Source organism: Acinetobacter sp. G18 (assembly GCF_052660225.1).
The window spans coordinates 502,361-522,679 of record NZ_CP109658.1 but is presented as its reverse complement, the minus strand read 5'-3'; the positions used below and the strand labels follow the sequence as shown (position 1 = coordinate 522,679).

The following is a 20,319-nucleotide window of genomic DNA, read 5'->3' as shown; positions in this document are numbered from 1 at the left end:
AAACATTAAAGGAGGAACAAATAGTTCCTCTTTTTTTATTTTAAAAACATAATTTATTATCCCATATTATTTTAACATTCTATTACAATTATTAAATTTTGAATGAAAATTATATAATGCAAACCTGAGCACAATATTAAAAGTATAATGCATAAATTTTCTTATAATATTTTTTATAATATGACATTTTTGGTCACTTACTTACCCAAACATCAATTTTAATTTAAACTTGTTTGATTGACTTAAACTTGGGTAGAAATATAATGATTTTTAACTACTTTTAAATAAAAAGTAGTAACTATAATTTTATAATCCTGAGAGATAAAAATGGCTAAACTTTCTTTAGATAGCTTAACTGAAATTGATGGTTTTGTTGCATCTGCACTTGTTGATTCAGAAAGTGGTTTATCACTTGCAACTCAAGGCGGTGGGGAAATTGATTTAGAATTGGCGGCTGCTGGAAATACAGAAGTCATTCGCGCAAAAAGAAATATCGCTAATGCATTGAAATTAAATGACAATATTGAGGACATTTTAATTACATTGGGTAAGGCTTATCACTTAATTCGTCCATTAGAGAGTAATAACAACTTATTTCTTTATTTAGTACTTGATCGTACTAAAGCAAATTTGGCTATGGCTCGCCATGAGTTAAAGTCATTTGAAAAAGAGCTAGACTTCAGCTAATTGATTTAATTTATGCTCTTTATATTAATTATAAAGAGCATAAAAAATCACTACACTATTTAATAAAACTTAAAATGATACTATGGATAGTCATTGCATAAATATTGCAGTTTCAGGTTTAAGCTTAAAAGTTTCAGATGAATTAAAAATATTAATCCGAAATTTAATATCCAATCAATATGGGATTAATTGGGTTAACATTTCTAATAATAATATTGATTTATTAATCATTAACGAAAACTTTTTTGATGCAGATAACATTCAAAATATTCTTCAAAAGAAAAAAATTCCTTATTTAAAAATTACCAAAACACCTTCACAAAATGGAAATTCTATATATGAACATACTTTACACTTTCCTTTAGAAAAGTCAGAGCCCCTTCTATCTTGGCTACAAAAAAATGTATTAGCCTCTTTAGAATCTACTGCTATTAACTCTACGTCAGCTTTATCAAATGAAATGGCTCTCATAGATGGGCAATTTATAAAAAGTTTACATAGTCAGGAAAATACCAAATTACATTTATTTGATGATAAAGGTACGCTCGCTATTATTGATAACAGGACTCAGGTCGCTTGGGTAGAACCTTCTCGTCAAAAAGCACATACCAATATGAGTTTTAATTTTGCTTTTGCCAAAACCTCAGACTTTACAAAGGTTTCACGTAAAAAAGGTTATTACTTAAAAGATTGGTTATGGAATCTCATCTGGTATTCAAATGAATTTGAAAATTTAGCTTCGGCTGATGGTTATTTCAAAATAGATCATTGGCCGCAACCCTATCAAAAAGAATATAGAAAAATTAGCCTTCAGCTCTCTGCCTGCTTTATTCAGGGAGCAAAAGTCACTGATGTAGCAAAACAACTTAACCAACCAATCGATGTTATTTTACGTTTTATTACGGCTTGCTTAATGGCAAATAACGGACAATATGTTTCTGCAAATAAGTGTTCATACGCTCCTCAAACGAATTCAGAAGGCTCAAATAGTGAAAGTCATTTTTTTAAAAATTTCATAGGAAAAATTAGACGTCGTTTTGGTTTTTAAGGAACAGTATGATTATACAGCAATATAAAATTGTCTTTGCGGGCAGCATGGGGGCGGGAAAAACAGAAGCGATCAAATCGCTATCTGAAATTCCAATTTTAGGAACAGAAGCATTTAATACAGATGTAGAAAGCCATCAAAAATCACAAACAACAGTCGGAATTGATTACGGTGAAATTACACTAGATGATGGAGTTAAAATTGGCTTATATGGAACACCTGGACAAAGCCGTTTTGATTTTATCTGGTCAGTTATTTGTGAAGGCGCAATCGGTATTATTCTTCTGTTAGATCATAACAGCCCAAGTGCTATTAGCGAGCTAGAAAGCTATTTGGAAACCTTTAAAAACTATAATAATAATATTGCGATTGGTATTACACATATTGATGAAAATAAAGAATCTTCACTTCAGCAGTATCGTAATTGGTTAACAGAAAATGAACTTCAATATCCATTATTTTTTATTGATGCAAGAGAACAAGAGCACATTTCAATGATGGTTGAATCATTAATTGCATCACTTGAAGTTAAGGTAGGCGCAACATCTCAAGGGAAAGATCATGCTTAGTATTCCAGTTCAAAAACGAACCGCTCCAACACAATTGCTACAACTTGCAAAAAGTGAAGCCCAAAAAATTCTGATGAATACACGTGGTGTAGACTTTGTGATGATTTGTTCTTCAGATGGGTTTGAATTAGCAACAGTCAGCCATAAGAACTATCATAACACCACTAAATTAGCTGCGGTGAGTAGTTCTATTTTGGCAATGGTCACTGCATTTTTAAAAGAAATTCAACTGACCGGCTGTAATAACATCACCTTAGATGCAGATAATGGCAAAGCCATTTTAACGGCCATTCCAGCGATCCATCACCCGATGGTGATGGTTACCCTAAGTAATAGAGATGTACTTTTAGGGCAACTGCTTTACAGTCTAAAAAAAGCAAGCCAAGTGATTGCAGAGGCAGATGGAGAATAACCCACACGGCTATAAAAAAATACCGCCCAATAAGAGCGGTATTTTTTATACTTGGATACTAAATAGCATTTGCCGTTTTTTAACTTGCTGCCCTTGTTGGCCTAAAACTTCTTCAATAATCCCATCTACATCAGCTTTAATCTGCTGCTGGATTTTCATAGCTTCAAGCACTAGTAAGGTCTGACCTTTCACCACTTGATCACCTTGATTGACCAAGATATTTACTACAGCACCATCCATTGGTGCACGAATTTTGCCATCACCAGCCGCATCAACTGTTTCTGGCGCAGCATAAGTTACGTTGCGAATTGCAACATTGCCATTCTCTCGATCTAAGTAAAGCTGATCACCATCTAATACACATTGGACACGGCGACGCACACCATTAATTAAATAAACTAGGTAATCTGGCGTTCTCTCAAGTACTTCAATGCAAACTGTTTGATCACAGAACTGGGCCGTAAATGTGTTATTTACAGATGAAAGCAGTAATTGAATTTGCTGATCATCATATTTAAGTTTTAATGGTAATGGCACACCTAAGCCAGTTTGCCACACTGCCGTACCGTTACTTTGGCTAAATAATGCCGCTGCAATCGCTAATGTTTCTAAAGATAGAACCTGCTTATGTAAACTGCTGTCATTTAGAAAATGCTGTTGAATGAACGCTGTATTGGTATCTCCTGCAACAACAACTGGATGACGTAATAAATTGACCAAAAATTGTTTATTACTATTTACTCCTAGCAAAACACAATCATCTACGGCACGAGCCAGTAAGCGAATCGCATCCTCACGGGTTTTACCGTATGCGATCACCTTCGCCACCATCGGATCGTAAAATGGACTGACTTCATCGGTTGCTAACATGCCATGATCGATTCGCACATTTGGTAAAGTTGCAGGCTGCCATCGTAAAACCTTTCCTGTTTGTGGTAAGAAATCCTGACGTGGGTCTTCGGCATACAAACGCACCTCGATTGCATGACCGTTTAACATCAATTCATGTTGTTGCAAAGGCAATTGTTCACCATTCGCTACACGTAACTGCCATTCAACTAAATCTAGTCCCGTAATAAGTTCGGTTACCGGATGCTCGACCTGCAAACGAGTATTCATCTCCAAAAAGTAAAATGCACCGGATGCATCAAGCAAAAACTCAACTGTCCCCGCCCCGACATAAGCACATGCTTTTGCTGCTGCTACAGCTGCCTCACCCATTTGCTTACGTAGTTCAGACGTCATCACTGGACACGGCGCCTCTTCAACTACTTTTTGATGGCGGCGTTGGATTGAACAATCACGCTCAAACAAATAAACATAATTGCCATGAGTATCACCAAAAACCTGAATTTCGACATGGCGCGGAGCAATGACTGCTTTTTCTAAAATAAGCTCACCTGAACCAAATGCATTTTCAGCTTCTGAACGCGCAGTTTGTAAAGCTTCAATCAATTCGGATGATTGTTGTACCAAACGCATTCCACGACCACCACCACCCGCAGAAGCTTTGACCATAATTGGAAAACCAACCTGTTCGGCTTGTCCTGCTAAGTATTCGAGATCCTGTCGGTCACCTTCATAGCCCGGTACACAAGGGACGCCCGCCTCAATCATGGCAATTTTTGAAAGGCGTTTACTGCCCATTAACTCAATTGCAGAAGCAGTAGGCCCAATAAAGGTAATCTGGTTATCGATACATGCCTGAGCAAAATTAGTATTCTCTGACAAAAAACCATAACCGGGGTGAACAGCATCAGCACCTGTTTTTTTGCATGCATCTATTATTTTGGCAATTGAAAGATAAGACTCAGATACTTTTGAAGCACCAATATAGACAGCTTCATCAGCCTCTTGCACATGACGAGCATTACGGTCTGCATCGGAATAGACCGCCACAGTTTGATAGCCCATTGCCTTAGCAGTTTGCATGACTCGAACTGCAATTTCACCACGGTTGGCAATCAGTAATTTTGAAAATTTCATTATTTTTATCCTTATCTCTTATGACTCATCAGCCCAGTTTGGCAAACGTTTCTGGATAAAAGCCATTGTTCCTTTTTGTCCCTCAGCCCCACCTACTGCTTGAGCAAACTGCTGTGCAGCATCATTCAGCAATTCATTTAAAGGTTCATTGAGCGTTCGATGTAACAGTGCTTTAGTCACACGTGAAGCTTGAGGAGCTGCTCGTTTAATGTGTTGAATGGTTTCCTCTAGAGCTTGCTCTAGTTCGATTTCATTATGTGCAATTTGATGAATCACTCCGACACTTAGTGCTGTATGTCCTTCAAAGCGCATGCCTAATAAAGCTAATCGACGCGCCTGAGTCAGGCCAATACGTTTCACCACAAAAGGAGCAATTTGTGCAGGAATTACACCAAGTCCCGTTTCAGGTAAACCAAACTGGGCATTGTCGCGACTAATCGCAACATCGGAAACACATGCCAGACCCAATCCCCCCCCTAAAACAGCACCTTCTAAAATCACCACAACCGTTTGCGGTGCGGCTTCAACCTGTTCAAGCATGGCACCAAAACGGCGGTTAAAATCAGTATAAGGTTGCAGGCTACCAACGTTAGTTGCTTCAACGCGTAAAGCAGCCATATCTTTAATATCACCACCTGCACAAAAGGTTCCGCCTTCCCCACGGATAATTACCGCACGAATTGAAAGGTCATCGCGAATAGCATTAAAGACTTGTTGAATGGCATTGACCATCTTCAAGTTCATGGCATTACGGCTCTCTGGTCGATTTAACCAGAGATATAGAATACTGCCGTCTTGTTCTAATTGAATGCTGTCATCAAGATCTAGGGCTTGTAGAGATGTCGAAAGTGTCATGGTGTATTCCTTATTTTTATTTCTGCTTTTTAGGCAGAATGTCCATTAACTTACAGATAATCCCCAACATAATCTCATCTGCCCCACCACCAATAGACCCTAAGCGACCATCACGGTACAGCTGTGATGCAGGGTTATCCCACATAAAGCCGTTACCACCCCAATATTGCAGACAGCTATCGGCAACTTCACGGGTTAAACGTCCTGCTTTTAGTTTTGCCATAGATGCCAGCTTGGTCACATCTTCCCCAGCAATATGCTGTTCACAAGCTTGATAGGTTAAGGCTTTAAGCGCTTCCACTTCGGTCATGAGTTCAGCAAAACGAAAATGGATATATTGGTTATTAATGAGGGGTTGACCAAAAGTGGTACGCTCTTTTGTATAGTCGATGGTCTTTTGGATTAAATTTTCCAACCCGCCAATGGCATTGGCACAAGCCCATAGGCGCTCTTCCTGAAATTGCATCATCTGCATCATGAAGCCCATACCTTCAACACCAACCAAGTTACGTTGAGGTACACGGACATTGTCTAAATAAACTTGCGCTGTGGTGGTTGAACGCATCCCTAATTTATTAAGTGGCTCGGAAAAACTGATCCCTTTAGTTTTTGTTGGCACAATAATCATCGACTTGTTGACGTGAGGTTTATCGTCAGATGTGTTGGCTAAAAGGCAGAAAAAGTCGGCTTGTAATGAGTTGGTAATCCACATTTTGCTGCCGTTAATGAAATAGTCATCGCCATCTTTTTTAGCAGTCGTTTTAATAGCAGCAACATCCGAACCAGCATGCACTTCCGATACTGCAATTGAGGCAACATATTCCCCAGCAATGGCTGGTGTTAAAAACTCATCACGTAACTCTTTACTACCAAAACGTGCCAAAGCAGGTGTTGCCATGTCCGTTTGTACACCAATAGCTAAAGGCACCCCGCCGCAAGCCGCATATCCAATTTCTTCTGCAACCACAAGGTTATAGGAATAATCTAACGCTAAACCGCCATTTTCCTCAGGCTTACAAATCCCCAATAAACCAAGATCACCCATCTTTTTAAATACATCGTGGATTGGGAAACGTCCCGCAGCTTCCCATTCTGGAATATGTGGATTCAGCTCATTTTGAACAAATTGACGAGCTGTACGGCGTAATGCTTCATGTTCGGCAGTAAATTTCATGGTGCTATTCCTATTAATTTTTTTAATTGCGGTAAAGGTTGATTAAAAACGGGACACACCAAAACGAGTTGGATTTAGCTCTCGTTGCTGTGCTTCATAAATGGTTTGTAAAAGGAAAATTAATAATTTCCGAGTATCTCGCGGATCGATAATGCCGTCGTCATGTAGCATAGCTGTATTGAAAAGCGCGGTAGATTGCTGCTCCAATTTCATGGCCGTACTTTGCTCAAGAAAATCGAGCATTTGCGGATTAGGCTCCTGACCGGAAGCTTTTTGCTTTCCTTCAGCCACAATGCGTAGCACCTTTCCAGCTTGTGCAGCGCCCATTACAGCAACATGCGAATTTGGCCAAGCAAAAATAAAATCTGGCGATAAACTCCGACCACACATTGCGTAGTTACCAGCACCATATGACCCTGCCACAACGATTGAAATTTTAGGTACAGTACAATTGGCAACAGCTTGAATCAGTTTTGAGCCATGCTTAATAATGCCATTTTGCTCGGCATCGGTTCCCACCATAAAGCCAGTAGTGTTATGTAAGAACAATAACGGCCGGTTAGTCTGTTCACATAAGTGAATAAACTGAGCTGCTTTTGCTGCCCCTTGAGGGGTAATCGGACCATTATTGGTAATAATACCGATATGCAAGCCTCCAATTTTTGCCCAGCCACACACCGTTAAATCGTCATATTGCTGCTTAAATTCTAGAAAATCTGAATCGTCAATAATGCGTGCAACCACTTCTTTCATATCAAATGGTTGTTTAGGATCACTTGGGATAACACCCAATAGTTCCTCGGTATCGTAACGAGGCTCTTTATAAGTCACATCAACTGGTTTGATTTGCTCTTTCCAGTTCAGGTGTTCAAAAATTTCACGTGCAAGCCGAATCCCATCGGCATCATTTTCTGCTAAGTATTCTGCTGTTCCGGCAACCTGCGCATGCATTTCCGCTCCCCCCAATTCCTCCGCTGTAGCGACTTCACCAGTTGCTGCTAAAAGTAAAGGTGGGCCTGCAAGTAACATTTCGGTTTGTTTGCGTACTACAATGACATAATCCGAAAGACCTGGTTGATAAGCCCCTCCTGCCGTTGCATTCCCATGTACCACTGCAAGCTGTGGAATACCTGCTGCAGAAAGACGTGCCTGATTGGCAAAAGTCATACCACCGTAGGTAAATACTTCAGCTGCATAATTTAAGTTAGCACCACCACTTTCAGTCAGCGTAATCAGCGGGAGTTTTTGTTCTAAGGCAATTTTTTGTAAACGCAAAGTTTTCTGTACGCCCATAGGAGACATAGTCCCACCCTTAATTGCACTATTACTTGCTGAGACCAGACAACGCACACCACTGACGAAACCAATGCCAGCAATTACACCACCACCAGCTTCGGAGCCATCTTTGTCATCATGCATGTTGTAGCCAACCAAGCCACAAAGCTCAACAAAAGGAGAATCAGCATCGAGTAATAACCGTACACGCTCATGCGGCAGAATCTTTCCCTTTTTATCGAATTTCGGTTTAGCAGCATACGATTTATCAATGCTTTTTTGCTGAATTGCACGGACTTCACTCAGCTGAGCAAGCAGCGCCTCTTTATTTTTTTGATACTGTTCACTACCAGCAGTAATTTCGGATTGAAGAATGGTCATTTTTTTATTCCTCACTCCGAGCCTGAATTATTGCTTTGCTCGACTTTATCAGTCTTATCTTTTTTAAAAATTTCAGGAATAAACGCGCGATGGAAACCATTATAAGATTGACTATTTGTCGCATCAGCCAGTGGATACATACGCGTACCTTGCGATGCAGCGCCATCAATGCGTAACGTCAAACCAGAAACAAAAGCCGCAGCATCGGACAGTAAATAACAAATTGCCGATGAAACTTCAGACTCAGTTCCCATACGTTTTAGTGGTACATTGCCAGCAAGACTTGGAATAATCACTTTGGCAAAATCACCACTATAATTATCCATACCGGATGATACGATCCACCCCGGTGCAACCGCATTTACACGAACGCCAGATTTCCCCCACTCAACTGATGCTGTTTTAGTTAAGTTATCAACCCCTGAACGCGCAGCGCCAGAATGTCCCATTCCTGGCATGCCGCCCCACATATCAGCAGTCATGTTAACAATACTGCCACCATGTTTAGCCATCCATTGGTTATAAGCTTCACGCATTAAATAGAAAGTTGCGTGTAAATTATTACGCACGACTGCATCGAAACCATTTGCTGAGATATTCTCTAAAGCTGAGGGGAACTGACCACCCGCGTTATTCACCAAGCCATCCAATTTACCGAATTTCTCAATCACTTCAGCAATCATATTTTTTACTTGTTCTTCTTCACGGTTATCACAAACAATAAAATGAACTAAGCCACCATCTTCTATAATTTCTTGGCTAACTTTCTCTAATTTCTCAATTTTGCGTCCTGTAATCACCACTTGAGCGCCAAGAGCTGCAAGCTCATGTGCAGTACAGCGTCCTATTCCAGAGCCTCCACCTGTCACAATGACTACTTTATTAGCGAAAGCATCTGGTCTAAAAATTGATTGATAACTCATCTTTGTTTCATCCATTCATTTTATTTTTCTAAAAGATGTGCCGGAACTTTGACAGGCATATCCAATAATTGTTGTGCAAATGCTTTACCTTGTGGGTCGATACGTAGGCTTGCAACACCACCGCCACCCAAGGCATTTTCCAACATAAAATTTAGTGCATTTAAACCCGGTAACTCATAACGAAATACATGTCCCTTTTCAGCATCCAAGACATGTTGCATATAGCTTGCAACAGACTGTTCAGTTAGTGCTGCACGAATCCATGGTAAATAATCTGCTTTACGTGCAATCACCCCGATATTGCTATGATTACCTTTATCACCACTGCGGGCATGCGCAATTTTAATCAAAGGAACTTCAATTTCATCTCCTTGATATACCGCACTTTTACCAGTTGCTAAAGTATTGAATTGCTCTGTATAAATGCCCCGAGGAATCTCAACCAGATAGCGGTTCCCATCAAAATCGATTTCGACATTGACCTGATTTTTATCAATTAAAAATGAAAATAATTTAATCACTGGAGATGCTTTTGGTCGACCTCCGACAATTCCTGCCAAGGCTGGAGCCATACCTGTTGAAGCCTGTGCAATTTCAGATGCAAAGAACATACATGCTTCTTTAAACATGTGTTTTACAGCTATTTTGACCACCACTTCACGACTATTTAAAGCCTGAGCATGTGCTCCATAAGTACTTTCAATACCTAGAATCTCAACAGACTTTTCACTAAATGGAGGTACTGAGCGCATTGCTAAAACACGTTCGCACTTAGTCAAAATCGCATCGGCAATGACTTGTGCCTTTTGTGGTGCCTCACGTCCTGCAATTAAGAAACTCACTAAAACCCGATAACCATCAGGATAAGTCGCACTGACTTTATATTGCACAGTCGGTGCTTGTCCTTTTGCACCCGTCACACGGACTCGGTTCTCTCCGATTTGCTCTAAATGCACGTGGCTGAAATCAGCAATTACATCGGGTAATAAATATGCTTGAGGATTACCTATTTCATAAACAATTTGCTCCGCAACCGTGGCAGTAGATACCAAACCACCTGTTCCCTGAGGCTTAGTCACAACGAATGAGCCATCTTCGCTCACTTCAACCACTGGAAACCCCATGTTGTCGAAGCCCTGCACCAATTGCCAATCGGTAAAATTACCACCTGTACATTGCGCACCACATTCAATGATATGACCTGCCAGTGAGCCTTGTGCCAACTTATCATAGTCATCTAAAGACCATTGATACTCATGAAGTAAAGGGGCAAGCACCACAGCAGAATCAACCACACGGCCAGTGATCACGATATCTGCACCTAAATTCAAAGCATCGCGAATAGCCACCGCACCTAAATAAGCATTACTACTCGCCACCTGTTCTGGCAAAGCTTCACCGCTAAACATTTCCTGAATATTTTGCTGCTTAAGTTGTTCATGCTGCGCTAAAAGATCATCGCCTAAAATCACAGCCACTTTCAGATCTAGACCATATTCTTTAATTATTTTTTGCAAGGCATCTCGACACGCCAATGGATTAACACCACCAGCATTACTAATTACCTTAATCTTTTTCTCTGCAATTTTTTTAAGTAGAGGTGCCATCACTCGACTGACAAAATCCAAAGCATAACCATGCTTTGGTTCTACCATCTTCGCTTTTGCCATAATCGACATGGTGATCTCTGACAAATAATCAAAAACCAAATAATTAATATCGGTTAGATGTACCAATTGGAAAGCGGCAGTATTGGTGTCTCCCCAAAAACCTGAGGCACAACCTATTTTTACGACACGCTCATCATCCTGTTGATTACTTGCCATCTTATTTCTCATTATTTTGTTTAAAAATTACACTCAACATTACCAATCAAGCGCTTGGTTTGTAAAGAGCAAAATGTTATTGTGAAATTGACCAAAACTGCCAAACTCGACAGCTCAGGTAAAACATGATGAGGTTTGGCAAACTTTTCTGTTAAGTATTTTTATATAAAGGATTCGGCTTTCGCATGATTGCTACTTCAATTGAACAGATTCCAAATATCTCTTGTTTTGATGACAGCCCACGTGGTCGCTTATTACGAGGAGCTGCCTATCTATTTCATAAACAAGGCTATGACAAAACTACTGTACGCGAACTTGCTCAATTTATTGGACTCCAGTCGGGAAGCTTATTCCACCACTTTAAAAGTAAAGATGACATCCTCGCTCATGTGATGGAGGAAACCATTATTTACAATCTTGCTCGTTTACAAGATGCGGCAGCCCAATCTACCAATCCAGAACAACAATTACGTGCCCTTATTAAAGCTGAACTCATTTCAATTACTGGAGATACTGGTGCAGCCATGGCTGTTTTGGTTTATGAATGGTTTGCCTTGTCAAAAGAAAAACAAGATTATCTTTTAAAAATGCGTAATGAATATGAGCAAATCTGGATAGATGTGATTGAAAAATTACGTACTGAAGGCAAGGTAAAGCATGATGCCTTTATTTGGCGAAGATTAGTTGGCGGTGCAATTTCATGGACCGTAACTTGGTATAAAGCTGAGGGTGAAGTTAAAATTGATGAGTTAACAGAAATGGTTTGGGAGATGGCTTTGAAATGAGTTCTGTCTACTTGCGTAAACCTCATATAAATGACTTAGCTGAAATTAAAGAAGCATATAAAAACAGTATGCAATTGCATCAACCTTGGACCTACCCTCCAGCTAACTTTCAAACATATTTAGAACAGGAACATCGTTATTTTGTTTGTTTAACAACAAGCCATGCTATTGCTGGAACATTTAATATTTCAAATATTATACGAGGCCATTTTCATTCAGCCTATTTAGGTTATGAAGCATTTCATCCCTATCAAGGTCATGGCTATATGACGCAAGGCCTCAAATTATTACTCAATGAAGCATTCAAAAATTTAAATTTACATAGGTTAGAAGCAAATATACAACCTGATAATATTGTCTCGATTCAACTAGTTGCCAATGCTGGTTTCATAAAAGAAGGCTTTTCTCGCCAATATCTTCGTATTGGCGGAAAAACTTGGAAAGATCATGAACGTTGGGCAATTTTAAATGAAATGTGGAAGGAGAAATAAAATTCCAGCCAATTTAAACTTAAGATCACTAATTCTTTCTCAAACAAAAATTCTATTAATTTTCAGTCATAAATTTTAAAAATAGACGACATAACTTGACGTTAATATCTTTTTTTATATTCACGCTCCACATCCAAACTGTTATTATCATTAAATATCAAATGATTATAAGAAACATTAATGAATCCAGTACAACACGCCAATATTTCGGTCAAACGTCGTGGGGGAGAGCTTGAAGATTATATTAATATTCACGCTCTAATCGACAGTACCAAAATGTTATGTACAGATAATCGCCACCGGATCTTACATACTTTTTGGGGTATACAAGAAGTTATTATTCCCATTTTTGGGCATTACTTCGACAATAGCATGGGTAAAAGTATTGAAGTTAAAGATCTATGTGAAAGAGACCACCTATTAGTTGACTTTCATCATCGATTTATTCCAACAATTGGGGATTTTGTTTCGGCTATGCAAGATATACCTACAGAGGGACTAGCCAAACGTTTAGAAAAATTCCATTGTGATGTAATCGATGATCCAAAGTTATCAGCCACATTGCTTTCTCCTCTATCTGCTACAGGTCAATTAAAATCTTTACTTATTACCCATAATAGTTGGTTTATTAATACCATTTTACCCATGATGGGGAAATCAAAAGCTAGATTGATCGATTTTGATATCAGTCCAGATACTTTCTTTAATCCAATGCGATTTGAGATGTGGATGGATAATGGAATAGCTGTACCACCAAGTGCAGTAAAACTACAACAACTAAAGACAAAACTTGCTTAAAAACAGGGGAAAACTTATGAGCAATATTAAATATATGATTCGTTATAATGACTTTGGTTATAACGATGAATGGTATATGACTGATGAAGCAACTTTAGGTTCAATCAAAGCTATTTATAATGATCATACTGAAGCTGAGAAAACCTATAAGACTCTTGTTGCTCAAGCTTTATACGATCATGATTTATGCAATTTTGATATTTTTAATGGGTACGCCTCAGATGATCTATATGAACAAATCGACAATTTCATTTTAGAAAAAACAGGTGAAGAATTTGACGGTGAAAGTCTGCCGGAAATGAGTGAAGAAGATGCTTTTGAATTCGCTAAATTATCAGGGCTTTTACATTTTCAACTCATTAGCATTGATGATAGTAAACCTTTTTTTGTAATTTTATTACGAGAAAAAAATGAATATGTTTATGCTGAAACCGCTACAAATTCAGTACTTTTGACAAGTCAGTCAGATAATCCTTTGTTCGATTTTAATTTTAAAGAAGAGTATTGGAGAGAACAGACCATTACGAATTTCTTTAATGAATTACCTAAAACTTTAACAGGTTCTCTCTCAGAATTAAGCGACAGTCCAACTTTATTACAAGAATTGATCACGTCTTTAGGTTTAGTTTACCATGAATCGGCTCAACAACTAAGAATTGACACTCTATTCTATGAAAATCAATTTGATTCATTAAGATCTTTAAATGCCTTACTAAAACAACCATTATTCGAAATACAACAAATAACTATTGAAGAGCTAACTCAACTTTAATTTAAAATCCAAGGGCGGTATAAAACTTATACCGCCCACTTCTTAATAACCCAACTGCTTACTAATCAAATCTTTCATAATTTCTTCAGCACCACCACCAATCATATTGACCTTCACTTCACGATAAATACGTTCCGACTTGGTTCCTCGCATAAAGCCCATACCACCTAATGTCTGTACAGCTGCATCAGCACAAAATTGCATAGTACGAGTCGCAACATTTTTCAGCATCGAAATTTGAGCCACCAACTCAGGTCCTTGTAGTTTTGGCTGAGTCATTTTCCATGCAGTTTCTTCAAGCAATGCCCGTGTTGAGGTTAATTGCGTTGCCATATCTACTAATTTATGACGAACCACTTGATGATCAATTAATCTCTTACCAAAAGTTTTCCGTTGTTGCGCCCACTCTAAAGCTTCTTCGTAACAGACTAATGCATACCCATAAGCCACTACTCCCAAGAAGAACCGCTCCATATTAAAGTTATTCATAATAACTTTAAAACCAGCGTTTTCTTTGCCGAGCAGATTTGATGCAGGTACTCGTACTTGATCAAAATGCAAATGAGCTGTATCAGAAGCCCACCATCCCATTTTCTTTAAAGGTGTTTTAGTAATTCCTTCACTGTGCGCATCAACGAACAACATTGAAATACCTTCAGCTCCTGTTTTTGTGGGGTCTGTACGCACTGCAACAGTATAGTAATCTGCACGAATTCCCGATGTGATAAACGTCTTCTCACCCGAGACAATATAGTAATCACCATCACGAATAGCTTTAGTCTGTAATGCAGCGACATCCGAGCCACCACCAGGTTCTGTAATAGCTAAAGCAGAAATTTTTTTACCAGAAACAATCTCTGGGAGAACTCTAGCCTTTAACTCCTCACTTCCAAAATGCTGAATGGGAGGGGCACCGATTGTATGTACCATGAGTGAAGTGTGCACACCGCCAGAACCTGCCTTTGCCATTTCAATACCAGCGAGTAATGAATAAAATGGATCTGCATCAGGAATCCCGCCATATTCTTCTGGAAAACCTAAACCCAATAGCCCAATTTCAGCTGCCTTTCTATAAAGCTCTCTAGGAAATGTCTCAGCTTCATCCCACTCATTAACAAAAGGTGCCATTTCTTTTTGTACAAATCGGCGAACATTGTCAGCAAAAGCAATGTGTTGTTCATTATAGTAAATTGGGTTGAGTTGCATGTTTAGAAATGTCCTGATGTTTTTATTTAATTCCTGAACATATCTTGTCATGTTTACAGTCAATCAAAAGTTGCAAGAATCTCCATTTTCTTGGCATAAAACATCAAACAGAATTATTTTTATTTATGCACAACGCCTATACTCTTAAGCAGCAACGAAAACCACGCACAGCATAATAAGACTGTGCTCCATTATGATAAATGAAGACCCGACCATAACGTCGGTCAGCAAAAATAGCTCCATCTAACCGTCGAATCTCATCAGGAGTTTTAAGCCAACTTGATGTTTTAAGATCAAACTCCTCTAACATTTGTAAATCATGGTATTGCTCTTCTGTGAGAAGCTCAGCTCCCATTTCATTAGCTAGATCTATTACACTGTTTTTTGGAGGATGATCTTTTCTAGATTCCAAAGCCTCTCGATCATAACAAAGACTCCTACGACCTTTTGGACTCTCAGGAGAACAATCTACAAATAAATACTCATCCTTCTGTTGATCGTAAGAGACAACGTCAGGTTCTCCTCGAGTATTTTCCATTTCTTGCAATGACCACAATTTTTCAGGCGATTCTAATAATTTAGCTCGTACATTTGTCCAATCAATTTCTTTATGGCGATGTGTGTTCTTTTCAAATCTCTTCTTTAATAATTCAAGCAGTGAATCTAATTCTGTTGAAGTTAATTGTTTTTTAGTTGTCATTGAATAAATCCTTATAATTATTGGACTGAGCATCCATCAAAATAATTTATTTTTATTTTATCTAAGTCAATGTCGTCTATATATCGAACATTAATCGCAAAGATAGAGTTACCCTCTGCATCTGTACCTTGAGCATAAGGATGAATACCACAATTTTTACAGAAATGATGATTAATCACATGCTTGTTAAAAGTGTAATTCGCTAAAATATCAGGAGAATCTAAAGTAACTGTAACTTGATTAGTGGGTAGGAACCAAAGTAAAGACCCTTTCTTTTGGCAAATGGAACAATTACAAGATAAAACTTCTATTAGCTCACCTTCTACGACAAACTTCACCTGTCCGCAGTGACAACTTCCTTTATATTCCATAACATTCTTTCCCTTTATAATTTTTTATAGTTTTATAATATTCTTTGTTATAGATCAATTTTCAACCAAATTCCAATTTTGGCTTTTTCCTCATAATAAACCCTAATAAATTGAAGTAATTATCAATCACTAACTCCAAAAATATTGGCATTGTTTGCATCTATTACCATTTTTAAAAGAAAATAAAGGTAAACCAAAGAACATAAAAGCCACAAAGGCTGATTTTTTCCCTTGTGTGTAGGCTTCAATATCATAACTTCCGCAGTTAGGACATTGCTCTTTATTTTTTCCAAATTCTTGCTCTAAGTCTTCACTAAAATCTTTTTCAAGGAAAGCTTTCGCATCATCAACATCTTTTTCTAGTACTAATAAACGAACTCCACCCAATGCATTTGAATAAAACCAGTCCATATTAATTGTATGTTCATTTTCAATACGAGCAGGAATTCCAAAAGCCTCTAATTGAGTTTTTGCAATTTGTGCCTCATACGGAAACGAAAAAGTTTTAACTAAGATCCATTGCATATTAAATTTATAACAAGGTGAATAGTTTCAGAATAGCTTTATTTCTTTATAAATTGAATTAAATTTAATCTCTAAAGGATTAGGAATTAACTTTCCACTTTTATTCCGCGCATAAAGCAACACCCCAGTTTCTTTCGAGACCGGGGTGTTTGAATAATGAGCTGGCGATGACTTACTCTCACATGGGTAACCCCACACTACCATCAGCGCTAAGAGGTTTCACTTCTGAGTTCGGGAAGGGATCAGGTGGTTCACTCTTGCTATGGTCGCCAGCACAACTGTTTATGGATACTTGCTTTGGTCTTATTATTTGCCGAAGCGTTTTCCAAATCTTTACAGATTGGGCTGATTGAATCTGACTTGTTCATTTTATCTAGTGGAATAACTAAATCAAGTTTCTTTGTAGATTTATGAATCGATTGATGCTTTATATACAACTGCTTGGGTGTTGTATAGTCAAGCCTCACGAGCAATTAGTATTGGTCAGCTTCACATATCACTATGCTTCCACATCCAACCTATCAACGTCCTAGTCTCGAACGGCTCTTTAGAGGAATAAATTCCTAGGGAAATCTTATCTTGAGGTAGGCTTCCCGCTTAGATGCTTTCAGCGGTTATCCCTTCCGAACATAGCTACCCGGCGATGCGACTGGCGTCACAACCGGTACACCAGAGGTTCGTCCACTCTGGTCCTCTCGTACTAGGAGCAGATCCTCTCAAATTTCCAGCGCCCACGGTAGATAGGGACCGAACTGTCTCACGACGTTCTAAACCCAGCTCGCGTACCTCTTTAAATGGCGAACAGCCATACCCTTGGGACCTGCTTCAGCCCCAGGATGAGATGAGCCGACATCGAGGTGCCAAACACCGCCGTCGATATGAACTCTTGGGCGGTATCAGCCTGTTATCCCCAGAGTACCTTTTATCCGTTGAGCGATGGCCCTTCCATACAGAACCACCGGATCACTAAGACCTACTTTCGTACCTGCTCGACTTGTGGGTCTCGCAGTTAAGCGCGCTTTTGCCTTTATACTCTACGCGTGATTTCCGACCACGCTGAGCGCACCTTCGTACTCCTCCGTTACTCTTTAGGAGGAGACCGCCCCAGTCAAACTACCCACCAGACACGGTCCTCGTCCCGGATAACGGGACAGAGTTAGAACCTCAACATTACCAGGGTGGTATTTCAAGGACGGCTCCATTGGAACTAGCGTTCCAACTTCAAAGCCTCCCACCTATCCTACACAAGTAAGGTCAAAGTTCAGTGTCAAGCTGCAGTAAAGGTTCACGGGGTCTTTCCGTCTAGCCGCGGGTACACTGCATCTTCACAGCGATTTCGATTTCACTGAGCCTCTGCTGGAGACAGCGCCGCCATCATTATGCCATTCGTGCAGGTCGGAACTTACCCGACAAGGAATTTCGCTACCTTAGGACCGTTATAGTTACGGCCGCCGTTTACTGGGGCTTCGATCAAGAGCTTCGCTTACGCTAACCCCATCAATTAACCTTCCAGCACCGGGCAGGCATCACACCCTATACGTCCACTTTCGTGTTTGCAGAGTGCTATGTTTTTAATAAACAGTTGCAGCGGCCTGGTTTCTGCGGCTGTCATCAGCTCAGGAAGCAAGTTCCATCACCAACAACAGCGTACCTTCTCCCGAAGTTACGGTACCATTTTGCCTAGTTCCTTCAGCAGAGTTCTCTCAAGCGCCTTGGTCTACTCGACCTGACCACCTGTGTCGGTTTCGGGTACGATTCCTGTGTAACTGAAGCTTAGAGACTTTTCCTGGAAGCATGGTATCAGCCACTTCACTGTACAAGTACAGCTTGCTATCGGATCTCAGTATAGAGTACCCCGGATTTGCCTAAGATACATACCTACATCCTTCCACCTGGACAACCAACGCCAGGCTGACTTAACCTTCTCCGTCCTCTCATCGCATTACACAGAAGTATTGGAATATTAACCAATTTCCCATCGACTACGCCTTTCGGCCTCGCCTTAGGGGTCGACTCACCCAGCCCCGATTAACGTTGGACTGGAACCCTTGGTCTTTCGGCGAACGGGTTTTCACCCGTTTTGTCGTTACTCACGTCAGCATTCGCACTTCTGATACCTCCAGCATACTTCTCAATACACCTTCATCGGCTTACAGAACGCTCCCCTACCACTTGACTAATGTCAAATCCGCAGCTTCGGCACATAGTTTTAGCCCCGTTACATCTTCCGCGCAGGCCGACTCGACTAGTGAGCTATTACGCTTTCTTTAAAGGGTGGCTGCTTCTAAGCCAACCTCCTAGCTGTCTATGCCTTCCCACATCGTTTCCCACTTAACTATGATTTTGGGGCCTTAGCTGGCGGTCTGGATTGTTTTCCTCTTGACTACGGACGTTAGCACCCGCAGTCTGTCTCCCGGATAGTACTCATAGGTATTCGGAGTTTGCATCGGTTTGGTAAGTCGGGATGACCCCCTAGCCGAAACAGTGCTCTACCCCCTATGGTATTCGTCCGAGGCGCTACCTAAATAGCTTTCGGGGAGAACCAGCTATCACCAGGCTTGATTAGCCTTTCACCCCTATCCACAAGTCATCCCCTGGCTTTTCAACGACAGTGGGTTCGGTCCTCCAGTTAGTGTTACCCAACCTTCAACCTGCTCATGGATAGATCGCCTGGTTTCGGGTCTATACCCAGCAACTAAACGCCCTATTAAGACTCGATTTCTCTACGGCTCCCCTATACGGTTAACCTCGCTACTGAATATAAGTCGCTGACCCATTATACAAAGGTACGCAGTCACCGAACAAGTCGGCTCCCACTGCTTGTATGCATGCGGTTTCAGGATCTATTTCACTCCCCTCACAGGGGTTCTTTTCGCCTTTCCCTCACGGTACTGGTTCACTATCGGTCAGTCAGGAGTATTTAGCCTTGGAGGATGGTCCCCCCATATTCAGACAAGGTTTCACGTGCCTCGCCCTACTCGTCATCATTATGTGTGCCCTTTCGTGTACGGGAATATCACCCTCTACGTTCGCACTTCCCAGAGCGTTCCACTAAAACACACATAACTTAATGGGCTGATCCCCGTTCGCTCGCCGCTACTGAGGGAATCTCAATTGATTTCTTTTCCTAAGGGTACTGAGATGTTTCACTTCCCCTCGTTCGCCTTGCAACACTATGTATTCATGTTGCAATACCTACCTTAAAGTAGGTGGGTTCCCCCATTCAGAAATCTCCGGATCACAGGATATTTGCCGCCTCCCCGGAGCTTTTCGCAGGCTATCACGTCTTTCATCGCCTCTGACTGCCAAGGCATCCACCACATGCACTTAATTACTTGACTATACAACCCCAAACAGTCGTCAACACCTACAAGTGAGTGTTGTCCGTGCGATTCTTCATCGCCACTATCTGTTGTCTGTGTACTTAAACACTGTACAGCTTCAATCTAAATTCATATACCAAAACGCTTGATTCAGTTAATTTGCTAGTTCTCAATTCATTCAGATTAATTGCTTAATCTAAACTCTTGAGTGA

18 protein-coding genes and 2 rRNA genes are annotated in these 20,319 nt (G+C 40.1%); 8 read left to right on the top strand and 12 right to left on the bottom strand.

Translation table 11 applies throughout. From position 1 onward, the window contains the following. Positions 1-327 precede the first annotated feature (327 nt). The 4 genes from NE363_RS02545 (at position 328) to NE363_RS02530 (ending at position 2,716) form a co-directional block, all read left to right on the top strand. The gene (locus NE363_RS02545; protein WP_019456611.1) at positions 328-687 is read left to right on the top strand and encodes a hypothetical protein; all 360 of its coding nucleotides are present in this window, start codon (positions 328-330) and stop codon (positions 685-687) included. 82 nt (positions 688-769) lie between these two features. Then, entirely contained in the window at positions 770-1,735 is a 966-nt protein-coding gene (locus NE363_RS02540; RefSeq protein WP_004704103.1) for a hypothetical protein, read from the top strand. 8 nt (positions 1,736-1,743) lie between these two features. After that, on the top strand, positions 1,744-2,304 hold the full coding sequence (locus NE363_RS02535; RefSeq protein WP_019456610.1) for a GTP-binding protein: 561 nt from the start codon (positions 1,744-1,746) through the stop codon (positions 2,302-2,304). Beyond that, positions 2,297-2,716, top strand: a complete 420-nt coding sequence (locus tag NE363_RS02530) for a roadblock/LC7 domain-containing protein (RefSeq protein WP_019456609.1) — start codon at positions 2,297-2,299, stop codon at positions 2,714-2,716. The genes NE363_RS02535 and NE363_RS02530 overlap by 8 nt, the downstream gene beginning before the upstream one ends. A gap of 45 nt (positions 2,717-2,761) precedes the next feature. Here NE363_RS02530 and NE363_RS02525 read toward each other — a convergent pair whose 3' ends face one another. From NE363_RS02525 to NE363_RS02500, 6 genes are read right to left on the bottom strand one after another with little or no spacing between them, the layout of a single operon-like run. Further along, positions 2,762-4,702: an acetyl/propionyl/methylcrotonyl-CoA carboxylase subunit alpha gene (locus NE363_RS02525; RefSeq protein ID WP_445535766.1), complete on the bottom strand. Its 1,941-nt coding sequence runs from the start codon at positions 4,700-4,702 to the stop codon at positions 2,762-2,764. A gap of 18 nt (positions 4,703-4,720) precedes the next feature. Further along, positions 4,721-5,557 carry an enoyl-CoA hydratase/isomerase family protein gene (locus NE363_RS02520; RefSeq protein WP_445535765.1) on the bottom strand — a complete coding sequence of 279 codons (837 nt, stop codon included), beginning with the start codon at positions 5,555-5,557 and terminating at the stop codon, positions 4,721-4,723. Between the two features lie 16 nt (positions 5,558-5,573). Then, positions 5,574-6,731, bottom strand: coding sequence for an acyl-CoA dehydrogenase family protein (locus NE363_RS02515; RefSeq protein ID WP_445535764.1), 1,158 nt, complete (start codon positions 6,729-6,731; stop codon positions 5,574-5,576). Between the two features lie 42 nt (positions 6,732-6,773). Further along, positions 6,774-8,387: an acyl-CoA carboxylase subunit beta gene (locus NE363_RS02510; protein ID WP_445535763.1), complete on the bottom strand. Its 1,614-nt coding sequence runs from the start codon at positions 8,385-8,387 to the stop codon at positions 6,774-6,776. 11 nt (positions 8,388-8,398) lie between these two features. Further along, entirely contained in the window at positions 8,399-9,310 is a 912-nt protein-coding gene (locus tag NE363_RS02505; protein WP_445535762.1) for an SDR family oxidoreductase, read from the bottom strand. 20 nt (positions 9,311-9,330) lie between these two features. Beyond that, positions 9,331-11,136: an acyclic terpene utilization AtuA family protein gene (locus tag NE363_RS02500; RefSeq protein ID WP_445535761.1), complete on the bottom strand. Its 1,806-nt coding sequence runs from the start codon at positions 11,134-11,136 to the stop codon at positions 9,331-9,333. 185 nt (positions 11,137-11,321) lie between these two features. On the opposite strand from NE363_RS02500, the gene NE363_RS02495 reads away from it, so the two are divergent. The 4 genes from NE363_RS02495 to NE363_RS02480 all read left to right on the top strand — a co-directional run bounded on the left by NE363_RS02495 (position 11,322) and on the right by NE363_RS02480 (position 13,982). Beyond that, positions 11,322-11,921, top strand: a complete 600-nt coding sequence (locus tag NE363_RS02495) for a TetR/AcrR family transcriptional regulator (protein ID WP_445535760.1) — start codon at positions 11,322-11,324, stop codon at positions 11,919-11,921. Further along, complete coding sequence (locus NE363_RS02490) at positions 11,918-12,412, top strand: GNAT family N-acetyltransferase (protein ID WP_445535759.1); 495 nt, start codon at positions 11,918-11,920, stop codon at positions 12,410-12,412. The genes NE363_RS02495 and NE363_RS02490 overlap by 4 nt, the downstream gene beginning before the upstream one ends. Before the next feature lie 180 nt (positions 12,413-12,592). Further along, complete coding sequence (locus tag NE363_RS02485) at positions 12,593-13,210, top strand: DUF6915 family protein (protein WP_100291144.1); 618 nt, start codon at positions 12,593-12,595, stop codon at positions 13,208-13,210. A 16-nt stretch (positions 13,211-13,226) separates the two neighbouring features. Next, a complete protein-coding gene (locus NE363_RS02480) occupies positions 13,227-13,982 on the top strand; it encodes a hypothetical protein (protein WP_445535758.1) in 756 nt (251 codons plus the stop codon). Between the two features lie 42 nt (positions 13,983-14,024). Here the strand turns inward: NE363_RS02480 and NE363_RS02475 are convergent, their stop codons facing one another. The 6 genes from NE363_RS02475 to NE363_RS02450 all read right to left on the bottom strand — a co-directional run bounded on the left by NE363_RS02475 (position 14,025) and on the right by NE363_RS02450 (position 20,125). Then, positions 14,025-15,188, bottom strand: coding sequence for an acyl-CoA dehydrogenase family protein (locus tag NE363_RS02475; protein WP_445535757.1), 1,164 nt, complete (start codon positions 15,186-15,188; stop codon positions 14,025-14,027). 136 nt (positions 15,189-15,324) lie between these two features. Beyond that, positions 15,325-15,888 (bottom strand): DUF4256 domain-containing protein, encoded by a 564-nt coding sequence (locus NE363_RS02470; RefSeq protein ID WP_437256452.1) that lies wholly within the window; start codon positions 15,886-15,888, stop codon positions 15,325-15,327. A gap of 17 nt (positions 15,889-15,905) precedes the next feature. After that, a complete protein-coding gene (locus NE363_RS02465; RefSeq protein ID WP_288420323.1) occupies positions 15,906-16,259 on the bottom strand; it encodes a GFA family protein in 354 nt (117 codons plus the stop codon). Positions 16,260-16,388: 129 nt separating this feature from the next. Continuing rightward, positions 16,389-16,784, bottom strand: a complete 396-nt coding sequence (locus NE363_RS02460) for a putative signal transducing protein (protein WP_077169793.1) — start codon at positions 16,782-16,784, stop codon at positions 16,389-16,391. A gap of 159 nt (positions 16,785-16,943) precedes the next feature. Next, positions 16,944-17,058, bottom strand: a 5S ribosomal RNA gene (gene rrf, locus NE363_RS02455). Positions 17,059-17,236: 178 nt separating this feature from the next. Beyond that, positions 17,237-20,125 (bottom strand): 23S ribosomal RNA (locus tag NE363_RS02450). Positions 20,126-20,319 lie beyond the last annotated feature (194 nt).